Here is a 12,655-nt window from a genome sequence, read left to right on the forward strand (position 1 = left end):
TATATAGAAAACGGATTCACCGTGCTGGATTTCAGCGGGTGAATCCGTTTTTTTGTGGCATCAATATCGCCTATAAGTTTGAATACAATATAAAAAAATGCTACAAAAGAGATTCTTTAATTTATAATAAACTTACCCGAATGATTCAAAATATCAAACTCATTTTTTACATTTCAATAACATTTATCAACACTACACCTAATAAAAACTTCCGATACGCCCCATTATGAGAACGTACCGTTTGAAATTCCGGAGAATTGGGTATGGACAACTTTAGGGAATATTGGTATTTGGCAATCAGGTGGAACACCAAGCCGTTCCAATAAATCTTATTATGGTGGAAATATTCCATGGCTTAAAACTGGTGATTTAAATGATGGTTTAATTACTAATATTCCAGAAGGTATTACAGAAGAAGCAGTTACAAATTCTTCAGCTAAAATAAATCCTACAGGAAGTGTTCTTATGGCTATGTATGGGGCAACAATAGGAAAATTGGGAATACTCACCTTCCCTGCAACAACAAACCAAGCATGTTGCGCCTGTATTGAATATTATGCAATAACTCAATACTACCTATTTTATTTTCTTTTATCTCATAGGGATATATTTATAGCAAAAGGAGGTGGGGGAGCACAACCCAATATCTCGAAAGAAATAATTGTCAATACAGCTATTCCTCTACCACCGCTTCCTGAGCAAGAAAGGATAATAATAGAAATAGAGCGCTGGTTTGCTTTTATTGATGAAATTGAACAAAATAAAACCGATTTACAATTTATTATTAAAAAGACTAAAAGCAAGATACTTGATTTGGCGATACACGGCAAACTTGTGCCTCAAGACCCGAATGACGAACCCGCATCAGAACTGCTCAAGCGCATCAATCCGAGTGCTAAAATTACTTGTGATAACGCGCATTATACGTTTAAAGTTCCTACAGGATGGATTATGTGTAAATTAGGTGAGATTTGTGCGTTGGAGAATGGTTATGCATTTAGCAGCGATGATTATAAACAACAAGGTATACCATTAGTAAGAATCTCCAATATTTCAGATAATACTATTAATTTGAATGGATGTGTCTTTGTTAAAAAAGAGGTAGATGATAGATTTATAGTTAAAAATGGAGATTTACTTATAGCATTGTCTGGAGCTACAACAGGAAAAATGGGAGTTTACGAAAATGAGAATATAGCATACCTAAATCAGCGAGTAGGAAATTTAAAGATTAAGAAAAATGTATTACTACCAGAATATAGGAATTATTATATGTTCTCACAAATTGAAAAAATCCTTAAGTTAGCATATGGAGGAGCACAGCCTAATATAAGTTCAAAAATTATATGTGAACTTCAGTTTCTACTTCCACCTCTTATGGAACAAAAACGCATCGTTCAAAAGATAGAAGAATTATATTCTTATTTTGATAATATCCAAAAAGCCTTAGAAGCGTGAAAACACGCTTCTAAAGTAATTTTACCAATTTACTACCTTATCTACAATTTTTTGCTGTTCACTTGCTGTACGGCGAAGATAAATGCGGGTTGTTTCAATACTTTCATGCCCCATAAGGTCGGCAAGTAGAGCGAGATCATTGAAACGGTCAAGAAAGTTTTTGGCAAAACGATGACGGAATGAATGAGGGTAAACCACTTCTTTGTTCATTCCATATTTTTCTGCAAAATGTTTGAGTTGTGATGCTATACCACGAGTGGTAATACGCTGCCCAAAACGATTTAGAAAGATATATCCAGATGTTAAGCCTTGGCCTTTTAACCATTTATCTGCCTCTGTTCGTAGAGTCTTAGGTATATATAACCTACGAATCTTTCCACCTTTACTATATAGGTCAAGATAACCTACACCGATATGTTCCGCTTTGATATGGAGCAATTCACTAACTCGTGCTCCGGTAGCAGCCATAAACCACACTATAAAATACCATTCATCATAACCATCTGTCTTAAGTCTGGCTTTGAGAAATTTATAATCTGCATCACTGATTACGTTTTCCAAAAAATTTTTCTGTTGTACCTTTACAAACTTCACTTTCAATTTTTCTTGCTTTGTAAACTCCAGATACTTGTTAATTCCCTGCAAACGAAGATTGACAGTTTGAGGTTTGAAGTTTTCGACTAAATACCCCTTGTATGCTAAAAGGTTCCTTTTGTTCACTTCCCCATAATGGTTGAGAAAATACTCTATAGTCCACACATACGAGTTAATAGTGTTTCTAGCAAGATTAGTTCTTGCTAAATGATTTTTGAATTTTGTTACCATACTACATTGATTTAAAATGAATATGATAATAATATAAAAAAACGTATCGCGCATTATACGCAGTTACCTAAAGGATGGTTAGTTGCCCCCATGCAAATACTATGTTCTTTGATTGATGGCAATAAACAAAATGGCATAGAACGAATAAATCTTGATGTCAAATATTTGCGTGGTGAACGAGAACCGAAGACTTTAACTTCAGGCAAATTTATACCTGCAAATTCTCTTTTAATTTTAGTTGATGGGGAGAACTCTGGTGAGGTATTCAGAACTCCAATCGAAGGTTATCAAGGTAGCACTTTCAAACAGTTGTCTATCAACGAAAATATGAATACAGAATATTTGTTACAAGTTATCAACTTTTATAGAAAATTATTGCGAGAGAACAAGATTGGCTCTGCCATTCCTCATTTAAACAAGAAGCTGTTTAAAGAAATCAAAGTTTCTATACCACCCTATAAGGAGCAACAAAGGATAGTAGATTCTATAAATAAAGCGTTTATGTTTCTAGATATGATAATGGAGAATTTATAAACTCTCCATTATCATATCTAATTTAGCAAAGATACTGTGAACGGCAAAAACAATTCGTTTTTGCTCTTTTTGGGGTGGTATTGGTATCTCTAATTTAGAATATTCAGAAATCCAATATCGTTTATGAGTGTCACCTATTAATCTTGTTATGCTCATAAAGATTGCTACATAATCAATCTCAACATTTTGATTTACTTTAAGTATTTTCATTGCCGATGATTTTACCTTGAAAGGGAAATTAACCAGTTTTGAATCTGTTGTAAAATCATCAAATATTATACAAGGAAGATTTGAATATATACCTGTCGTTTCATTAGTATAGCCAATTATAAAAGACTTACCAGCCGTCAAAACAGGAGTTGAATAAGAAGTATCATAATCCGTAGATTCTACGATATAATCCGTTGGTTGTTCATAATCAGTAATTTGCTCAAGTCTACAAATAGCCCATCCTTTAGGTAACTGCGTATAATGCGCGTTATCACAAGTAATTTTAGTACTCGGATTGATGCGCTTGAGCAGTTCTGATGCGGGTTCGTCATTTGGATCTTGTGGTACGAGTTTACCATGAATGGCAAGGTCTAGTATCTTGCTTTTGGCTTGCTTGATGATTGTCTGTAAGTCTGATTTATTTTGGTCTATTTGGTTAATGAGAGAAAACCACCGTTTTATTTCTTTTATTATCCGTTTTTGCTCTGTAAGAGGTGGTAAAGGAATTGGTATCGATTTTATTAAATCTGTATTAAGATTTGGTTGGGCTGCACCTTGGTCTATTTTTCTAAAACTATCTGTCTTTGATTTAAGAAACCAATATAAATACAGCTGTATTTCTTTATTTATATAAAGAAAAGCAGCAATACCATCGTTAAAAGTCGTTGAAAAAGTAGTAATTTTAGGTACGCCTAAAGTTGCTCCACTATTTGTCAATAATAATGTTCCTTCATTAACCAATCTAGTTTTTTTCAGGCCGGCCTCTTTTATTGTATATTCTGCTTTATATACATATATCTCATCATCTTTAGTTAAATCTGCTACTTTTAAAAAAGGAATTGCTCCATTATAATATTTTTCATCTCCTGCAGGACGTGGAGATCCTCCTCTAACAACATCACATAATTCATCTACTGTCGTCCATACCCAATTATTGGGCATCTCAAATGATACGTTCTCATAATGGGGCGTATCGGAAGTTTTAGCTGTTTTTTTACTACGCTTTATTTTTCCCTCTTTTATCAAACGTTCCTTCTCTGCTTTAATGCGTTCAAGCAATACAGATGCAGGTTCGTCATTCGGATCTTGAGGAACAAGTTTACCACGAATGGCGAGATCTAATATTTTTTGACGTAATTTCTTTGTATCCATTTCGGCTAGTCTTTGTTTAAGAATAGATTGCAAAACTCATTCAGCTGTTGCTGCATGCGTTCTTGCGGAATGAGAATGCGTTTGTATTCAGCAATCATGGTAGGACTCATGCTTCGACTCATAGCATATTCTACTACTACCCGGTCTGCTTCAGGGCAGAGAATGATACCAATAGACGGATTTTCGTTTGAACGTTTTACATCCCGATCGAGTGCTTCCAAATAAAATTCTAGTTGCCCAAGGTCACGAGGATGAAACTTCGTCTTTTTTAATTCCACAGCAACCAATGCCTGTAAACCACGATGAAAGAACAGTAAGTCAGCCTTGAATGTAGATGTTCCAATATTAAGACGATATTCCTGATCCATGAATATAAAATCCTTTCCCAGTTCAAGAATAAACTGTTTCATGTGTTCTACCAAGCCATTTCTTAGTATTGATTCGCTATGCTTTTTCGGCAAATTAAGAAAATCTACAAACAGAGTATCTTTAAACATGATTGGTGCATTAGGATATCTTTCGAGTAATCCTTTTGACATATTGTCCTTATTACCTAATAAACCTACATAAGTCTGATTGGAAATGCAACGTTGCATTTCTTTATAAGAAAGATGTTCCTTGTTGGCGTAAAGAATGTAAAATATACGTTCCTCATTACTTTTGCAGCGGCATAGAATTTCTATATGATTGGACAATGTAGTTAGTTCCAATATTTTAGGCATTTGTCCAGCTGTTGACTGAACAATTTGTGTAACCATTGACTGCACAATTGTAGCTGATTCTTGTACATGGTTGCCCACTTCAATTTGTGCAGATGCTGTCTGCACAAATTCTGTATTCAAATATTGTTTTATTGCCGCTATAAATGTTTCCGATGAATACTCATCATAAAACATTACCATATTATAAATACTTCTCTTGCTATATCCTTTTAGGTCAGGTCGTTGAGAACGTATATATTCGGATAATTGTGAAACGACTTTACTTCCCCATTCTTCGCTCCTCAGTTTGGCCGATACATATCCGCCTACATGCCATGCAGTAAGCAGCAATTCTTCGTTGACTACTCTTGAAGCATTGCTTTTATGTTGGAGAATAATATCTACGATTTCTCCAAATTGCTGTTCTATTGATATTGCGATGTCGGTATTCTTCATACGCTTAATCTTCATTTATGTTTGCAAGCAGTTTTTCAAGTTCTGCTACTGCTGCACTAATAGTTTTACTTTTCTCTTTTATATCAGCCATCAACTCTGCCAAGGAGCGGTCATCCGACTCTCCTCCTTGTTTTATCCAGGTTATATCAAGGCTTGTCTTGTCACGAGTGAGAATATCATCTACTGGATATTTACGCCAACGACCTTGAGGATTATTGACTGCATCATACGTTTCTTTGCGTCCTTCTAAATTTCCTGCATTATAGCATGTGACAAAATCATCCAAATGGTGTCTTTCCAATTTATTAGTAGCCAGCGTATGTTTGATATCAGTACGATAATCATAGAACCAGATCTCTTTTGTCGGTTGTCCTTTTGTGAAAAACAATACATTGGCCTTTACACCTTGCGCATAGAATATACCAGTGGGCAAACGAAGTATCGTATGTAAGTTGAAGTCCGAAAGTAATTTCTTGCGGATTGTTTCTCCGGCACCGCCTTCAAAAAGTACGTTGTCAGGTAATACTATAGCTGCACGGCCTCCGTTTTTTAGCATCAACATCATGTGTTGAAGAAAATTCAACTGATTGTTCTTCGTTTCTACATAGAAATCCGGACGGTTAATATCCACAGAACCCGCCGGACGAGTGCCGAAAGGAGGGTTGGCAAGTATTACATCCACGAGAGTAGAGGGCTCTTTTTCCAAAGAATCCTCGCAAACAATCGGACTACGATCTGTTCCCACCCCATGCAAATATAGGTTCATGGAAGCAAGCGTTACAACCAATGGTGTGTTATCTACGCCATGCAGTGCCTTGTTACGCAAGAAATCGCGCTTCTCCTTACTCGAAGACTGCTCTTTCATATAATCGTATGCCGTCAAGAGAAAACCTCCGGTACCGCAGGCTGGGTCACAAACCGTTTCCCCAATTTGTGGGGCTATGCAATCTACCATTGCTTTGATGAGTGGGCGTGGAGTAAAGTATTGACCGGCACCACTTTTCTTGTCCTGCCCATTCTTTTCAAGGATACTTTCGTAGATAGCACCTTTCACGTCTCCATCCATGATCAGCCATTGCTCTTCATCAATCATGGTAATGACTTTTTTCAAATAGACTGGCTTGTCAATCTTGTTTTGTGCTTTTGTATAAATTGTACCGATAAGATTTTCCTGTTCACTCAACAATTTCAGGGTATCTTCATATTGCCTTACCAAATCCAAACCGTCAAGAGATATTAAATCACTCCATTGATAACCAGATGGTATTGCTGATTCTTCTCCAAACATTTCTACATTCTCTGCGTCCATCTTTAAAAATAAAAGATAGGTGAGCTGTGTAATATAATCTGTAAAACCGATACCTTGTCCGGCAAGAGTTGTTGCCAGATTCCAAACTTTTTTGGTGAGAGATTGCTCCGTTATGTTATTTGTTGCCATATATTTATGCTGCTTTTCTTAAAACTATAAATGTATATAAAGACTGTAAGGCCTCATCAGCTTTTTGCATACTGCCGAATGCACGAATCATCTGCGCAGCTTGAGTCACATCATCCTCACGAATCTCTTTAATTGTACAAGCACCGTTCGATGCGATATAATCCACAATACGACTGATGACTTCACGTTGTTTATCTGTTATTTCACGTTGATTTTGCCCTATCCATAGATTAAAATACTGTTTAGAGGTAGAAACTACACTATCCAATCGTTCTATTTGGTGTAAAGCAAAGCGTACAAGCTGTATGATATTAGTCAAAGCATCACTCTCTTCTTTCGTAGAAGAACGTCGAACGCTATTTGGATTCAGAATGGCGTATGAGTTCCATAATTGCTTGGAAGTAAAATGATTGTTAGCCATCTTGAGTTTGTTTTCCAAATCTTTTAGCATTGAATAGGTAATTGGCTCACCTTCATTATTATAAATTATACGTAGAGCTTCTATTTCATCACTATGTTCTTTGCAGAAATTTTCAAAGGCTTCTGCTGTACTTTTAGCTTCTTCTATTGAAAATCCTTTAGAAATAAGCGTGTCCTCACCAGGCATCAGGGTATTTACAAATCCGGCTGCAAGAATAAGTAAATATCGGCGTGCATCTGCATGATTAGCAAGTGGTGATACTAAGCCCTTTCGTTCATTGTTAGGCTCATTTGTATTTACAAACGGAGGAAGAATGTTGTTTTCCAATGCCTCATAAATCCTTGAAGCAAGTTCTTTCATGTCGTCATTAGCCAAACGTACGAACTCATTCCGCTGTGAATTATCTGCTTTGTTGTATATTCTGGAAAGTGTTGCAGCAAGGCGTTTCAGATGCTCATCAGGAAGGTAACCATGAGTAATCTGTTCCAGCAGTTCTTTAAAAGTGATAATCTTTGTAGTAGGCTCATCGGTTATCGTAGGTATTGTTTTTTCGTGTTCAGTAACACCTACGGCATCAATCAAATAGAAACAGTCTTTGCTGAACGCATTTGGGGTGACATTTCGTAACTGCTCATCTCCAATTGTGCGTACACCACGTCCTTTCATCTGTATATAGAGCGGTAAAGATTCTACATCACGCATGAAAATCAATACTTCAAGAGGCTTAACATCTGTACCAGTTGCTACCAATGTACAAGTTACGGCAATTCTGAAATCCTTATCATTCCGGAACTGACGTATCAATTCATTACTATCGCCTGCAGAATAAGTTATTTTCTGCACAAAACGGTCATCTGTACGTCCAAATACCTCTTTAGCTATCTGTACGATATTGCTGGCATGAGTCTCATTTAGAGCAAATATCAATGTTTTTGGCATATAGTCAAAATTGGCGTCCCGTTGTGGATCATTGAATAACTCCGTATAGACTACATCACGATAAGTAGACAAAATAAGTTTTATTTGTGCAGGATTAATGACACTTCTGTTTAGCTCTTTATTGGTATATGTTTTCGTTTCTTTATTGGAAATAGTTTTTATATCTCCGGTATAACGCGTTTCTTCTTTGATTTTTTCTCCTTCTAATATAGCTCCGCCATTTTCTGTAACTTGGGTTTTGATTCGATATACGCGGCAATCTACATTTACACCATCAACGATACTTTTTTCCAATGTGTAGTTGACTATGCGATTGTTGTTAAAGAATGCCATTGTTTCAGGAATTGGTGTGGCTGTCAATCCAACAAGTCTGGCTGTATCAAAATATTCCAATACCTTACGCCAATTCCCATAAATGGAGCGGTGACACTCATCTATGATAATCAGATCAAAATAATCATGTGGTAAATTGAGGTTAGGAGGCAATACAACTTCTTCTGTAGGCTCATTATCATCATCGTTGTCATTATCCTCAATAGTATCTCCTTTCAGAAAAGAAAAAAGACGCTGTATTGTCGAAATAACAACATTGCTATCAGATGGTATAGCAGAGGAACGAAGACGGTTTACTGTAAATATTGTATTGAATGCATCTCCATTTTCTGTCAGCCGAAAAGTTCCAAATTCTCCCTCTGCCTGTTTACCGAGGTTATTTCTGTCCACAAGAAATAACACTCTTCTCATTGGAGTATATGAAAGAAGACGATATGCAGCAAGACATGCGGTATATGTCTTACCTGCACCTGTTGCCAATACCATCAAGGCGCGATTCTGACCACTCTTGAAACTTTTTTCCAGTTCAGTAACTGCCTCATACTGACAATCACGTAATCCTTTTTTTCGCAAAGTTGGAAGTCCGGCAAAATAATCATTTATTCCCAACAACTTAACCAATTCATAAGGAGTGGGAATCGTCATAATCTGATTAAAACATGAATCTTGCTTCCGGAAATCACAAAAATACAGATCTTTGCCATTTGAAGTAAAAATAAAAGGCAATGGTTTCTGATATGTCTGATAAATCCTAGGAACATTTCGCGCATACAAAACAGCCTGATTACATACTTTATCAGAGAAGGCATCTGTTTCTTCTCTTTTAGCCTCAAGCACCCCAACAGCTTTGCCATTAATAAAAAGGAAATAGTCAGCCTCAAGATTACCTTTCAATAATCCTTCTCTTATAGCTACTGCAGTACAAGTTGGTTCATACTCATCTCTATCTACTACTTTCCATCCTGCATCGCTAAACCACTGATCTATTTTCTGTCTTGCTTTTTCTTCTGGTGTCATATGTTCCTATATTTTTGCATTATCGGAAGTTATACACTTAAAAAATAATAATGAACGTTCATAACATTATAGGTATCAATTCACAAAAAACTTTTACCCAACTCTAATAGTTATGACTGACGATACCTGTTTTTAAAAACGGGCCCTATCCTAATTTCTATATTTAGATGTAATTATATTATGCAAATATAACAAATTATATCAGACAGATTTTTGAGTTTTTATACTTTTCTTTCTGTGACAGAGATTTACTCAACACATCATATCATGTATTTTTTACTGATTCACACTATACAAGTCTACCCCGCAGTCAACATACACTTACAGCATAATAGCTTACTAAACCAACTATAAAGAAAAAACACACCAAGTTTATCTGAAAATCTTACCACACACTCTACGTTGCGCGCAGCAAAAACCTACGTTTCACGATAGGAAAACGTACGTTTCCGTCAAGGAAAACATAGGTTTCCCGTTCGAGAAACATAAAAAAGACAAAAGAAAATAAGCATATACGCCACGGTATTCAGCACTTATCAAACGAAGGTTCCCTAACCATGTTTCCTCTTTTCTCAGGCAAGTAATACTCTCTGCGATTTGTCTTATTTTTTCTTTTTCTTTCTTTTTCTTGATAAAAAGCGAGGAAAAATACAGAAAAATACGTTATATTTACCACTGAGAATAAAATAACAGGTAACTAAAAAACAAAACTATGACACTAAAACACTCACTTTCTTTCATATTTTGCCTGGCTTTTACCACTATCGCAGCTTGGGCGCAGAGTAACAAGTTTTCAAACTCCATCTTCCGCTTTGCCACTCGTGCCGAAGGACAAATGCTGATTACGGAACTGGATGACTATACGCGCGACTGGAACCAGTTTGACATTGACGTGCGTCTTCAAAAACCGCAAGGACGCAAATCACAGCTGTTGCAGTTTGCCATGGAACAGACACTCAACTGGAGTGACACTGAAAAAGAGCGTATCAGCAAGGCAATGAAAAGTCTGGATGCAGAAATCAAGAAACAAAGTTACAACCTCGATTTCCCGAAAGAAATCATCTTTGTAAAAACTACCCAGAAAGAAGAAGGTAATGCAGAGGCCTACACCCGCGTAAACTGGATTGCCATCGGTGAGTATGCGTTGAAGGAAGCTTCGGATGCAGATTTGAAATACCTTGTGGCCCATGAGTTGTTTCACCTGCTGACACGACAGAATTCCAACTTCAAGAAAGACATTTACAAGGTCATCGGATTCACGGTGATTGAAAAAGAAATTATCTTCCCGTCCGATTTGGCAGAAATTCGTATTTCCAATCCGGACATCAGCCGATATGACAGTTACGGCACGTTTACCATCGGCGGACAGAAGCAATACTGCACCATGGTGATTTATACCGACAGACCTTATGACGGAAAAACGCTCTTCGACTACCTGAAAGTGGGACTTGTACCTTTGAACGGTGATTTTGTTCCTATTCAGAAGGCTGGAAAAACAATCATTTATGCACTGGATGAAGCGGAAGATTTCTACACACAAGTAGGAAAGAACACCAACTATCTCATTCATCCGGAAGAAATCATGGCAGACAACTTTGCCTTCACGCTGATTGGCAAGAAGGACCTTGCTAATCCGGAAATAATCCAGAATGTACAGAAAGTGCTGAAGGCCAAAAATCGATAACCAATCAGCTTTCACAGATATAAAAAAAGTCAGGCAACCGCTGAAGTGCCTGACTTTTTTTATGACTTATGAGATTATCTTTTCCGGTAATCCTTCTCAATAGCTAAGGTTATCCAGTTGGCTAAAGCCTGACGATTGTCGGCAATGACCAGACGTTTCTGATCCTGCGCATTCTGGATATTTCCAACTTCCAGGAAAACAGCTACCGGAGTCGTGTTGCGAAGTACGAACAGGTTACGTTCGCTCACCGTACCATCAAATCCGCGGTTGGGCTGATGGCGGTCATACTTGGAACGGAAAGTCCGCTGTATTTCCCTCGCCAGCTGTTTTCCTTTTGAACTGCCCGGTGCATGATAGAAATACACGTCAGTCTGGTTGTTCCGAGCCCGACTGTCTACATGGATAAATACGGCACGCTTGTAGCTGCTCTTATCCTTCCGGTACATGCGGTTCACCGCATCACAACGCTGTTGCAGGCGGGCTACCTGATTCAATGGAATAGCCTTTCCCATGCAAGTTTCCCGCTTGCTGTTATTCAGTATAGCCTGGTCACGGATTCCATCCTTTGCATCCTGAATGATAAAATGCACTTTGGCCCCACGTTTCATCAACTCGCGTCCCAAGCGGAGAATGATGTCGTAAGCATACTCATCTTCATGCAATTCTTTTCCGCGGTATTTACCAATGCAGCCAGGATCCGGTCCCCCATGTCCGCTGACAAGATAGAAAGTGGCTCCTTTCAAGGAACTGGAAGTTACCGCATACGACGCATATTTCTTTCCAAACAGCGGTTCATAATGTCCCTTCTTCTTTCCCGTCATTCCCGAAGGAAAGCACAGCAAGCCACATAAAATCAAACATAAGAACTTCTTCATCACTTCAGCAGTTCATCTATCTTCTTACAAAGGGAAGCAAACTCCTCTTCATTATACAAGCGAGTCATCATCACGATTTTACCCTCTTTATCTATCAGCACGTTACGGGTGATTCCGGCATTGCGTTCCGCATATTTGGCAAAAATATCTGCTCCCGGGTCAAGTCCTAACGGATAAGTCACTCCTGTCTGCTTGGCAAAGGCTTTCACTCGTTCCAGCGGCTCGTCACGGTCAATTCCATAAAGCGCAAAGGAAGCATTGTCCTTATGTTTCTGCCAGATGTCTTTTTCAATAAAGGGCATTTCCTTACGGCAGACTCCACACCAGCTTGCGGTAAACTGCAACATGACTACCTTTCCCTTAAGTTCTGACAATTTCACCTTGCGTCCGTCCGTCAGCTTCATTTCAAAGTCGGGAGCCGTATCGCCTACCTTGACAATATATCCGGCTGCATCAGGAACCGGCTGAGAGGCTGTAAGTGGTGCATGGCCGCCTAAAAGTCCCATCAATGTCAATGCAAAAATAAGCTTCTTCATACTCATTCTAAATTATATTTCGGCTCAAAGATAGTACAAAAAATTAAAATACAGACACATTCGACAAGAAACCTGT

The 12,655-nt window shown here is 37.8% G+C and carries 10 protein-coding genes; 3 read left to right on the top strand and 7 right to left on the bottom strand.

Translation table 11 applies throughout. The features are described from left to right. Nucleotides 1–288 precede the first annotated feature (288 nt). Nucleotides 289–1,458, top strand: a complete 1,170-nt coding sequence (locus DXD04_RS04530; RefSeq protein ID WP_409034797.1) for a restriction endonuclease subunit S — start codon at nt 289–291, stop codon at nt 1,456–1,458. A 21-nt stretch (nt 1,459–1,479) separates the two neighbouring features. Here the strand turns inward: DXD04_RS04530 and DXD04_RS04535 are convergent, their stop codons facing one another. Next, nucleotides 1,480–2,283, bottom strand: a complete 804-nt coding sequence (locus DXD04_RS04535; protein WP_117671256.1) for a tyrosine-type recombinase/integrase — start codon at nt 2,281–2,283, stop codon at nt 1,480–1,482. Between the two features lie 108 nt (nt 2,284–2,391). On the opposite strand from DXD04_RS04535, the gene DXD04_RS04540 reads away from it, so the two are divergent. Beyond that, nucleotides 2,392–2,817 (top strand): restriction endonuclease subunit S, encoded by a 426-nt coding sequence (locus DXD04_RS04540; protein ID WP_259295992.1) that lies wholly within the window; start codon nt 2,392–2,394, stop codon nt 2,815–2,817. On the opposite strand, the gene DXD04_RS04545 is transcribed toward DXD04_RS04540, so the two are convergent. Genes DXD04_RS04545 through DXD04_RS04560 form a run of 4 tightly spaced genes read right to left on the bottom strand, consistent with a single transcriptional unit; the run spans nt 2,812 to nt 9,484 of the window. Continuing rightward, complete coding sequence (locus tag DXD04_RS04545; protein WP_117671260.1) at nt 2,812–4,179, bottom strand: restriction endonuclease subunit S; 1,368 nt, start codon at nt 4,177–4,179, stop codon at nt 2,812–2,814. The genes DXD04_RS04540 and DXD04_RS04545 overlap by 6 nt on opposite strands. 5 nt (nt 4,180–4,184) lie before the next feature. Beyond that, the gene (locus DXD04_RS04550; protein WP_117671313.1) at nt 4,185–5,336 is read right to left on the bottom strand and encodes a PDDEXK nuclease domain-containing protein; all 1,152 of its coding nucleotides are present in this window, start codon (nt 5,334–5,336) and stop codon (nt 4,185–4,187) included. 4 nt (nt 5,337–5,340) lie between these two features. Next, nucleotides 5,341–6,774: a type I restriction-modification system subunit M gene (locus DXD04_RS04555; protein ID WP_117671262.1), complete on the bottom strand. Its 1,434-nt coding sequence runs from the start codon at nt 6,772–6,774 to the stop codon at nt 5,341–5,343. A gap of 4 nt (nt 6,775–6,778) precedes the next feature. Next, on the bottom strand, nt 6,779–9,484 hold the full coding sequence (locus DXD04_RS04560) for a type I restriction endonuclease subunit R (protein ID WP_117671264.1): 2,706 nt from the start codon (nt 9,482–9,484) through the stop codon (nt 6,779–6,781). A 712-nt stretch (nt 9,485–10,196) separates the two neighbouring features. Between DXD04_RS04560 and DXD04_RS04565 the strand changes: the two genes are divergently transcribed. Next, nucleotides 10,197–11,168: a hypothetical protein gene (locus DXD04_RS04565; protein ID WP_117671266.1), complete on the top strand. Its 972-nt coding sequence runs from the start codon at nt 10,197–10,199 to the stop codon at nt 11,166–11,168. Nucleotides 11,169–11,242: 74 nt separating this feature from the next. On the opposite strand, the gene DXD04_RS04570 is transcribed toward DXD04_RS04565, so the two are convergent. Then, nucleotides 11,243–12,043 (bottom strand): N-acetylmuramoyl-L-alanine amidase family protein, encoded by an 801-nt coding sequence (locus tag DXD04_RS04570; RefSeq protein WP_117671268.1) that lies wholly within the window; start codon nt 12,041–12,043, stop codon nt 11,243–11,245. Next, a complete protein-coding gene (locus DXD04_RS04575) occupies nt 12,043–12,549 on the bottom strand; it encodes a TlpA family protein disulfide reductase (RefSeq protein ID WP_259296130.1) in 507 nt (168 codons plus the stop codon). The genes DXD04_RS04570 and DXD04_RS04575 overlap by 1 nt, the downstream gene beginning before the upstream one ends. Between the last annotated feature and the right edge of the window lie 106 nt (nt 12,550–12,655).

The sequence above is a fragment of the Phocaeicola plebeius genome, from assembly GCF_003437535.1.
GTDB classification, from domain to species: Bacteria; Bacteroidota; Bacteroidia; order Bacteroidales; family Bacteroidaceae; genus Phocaeicola; species Phocaeicola plebeius_A.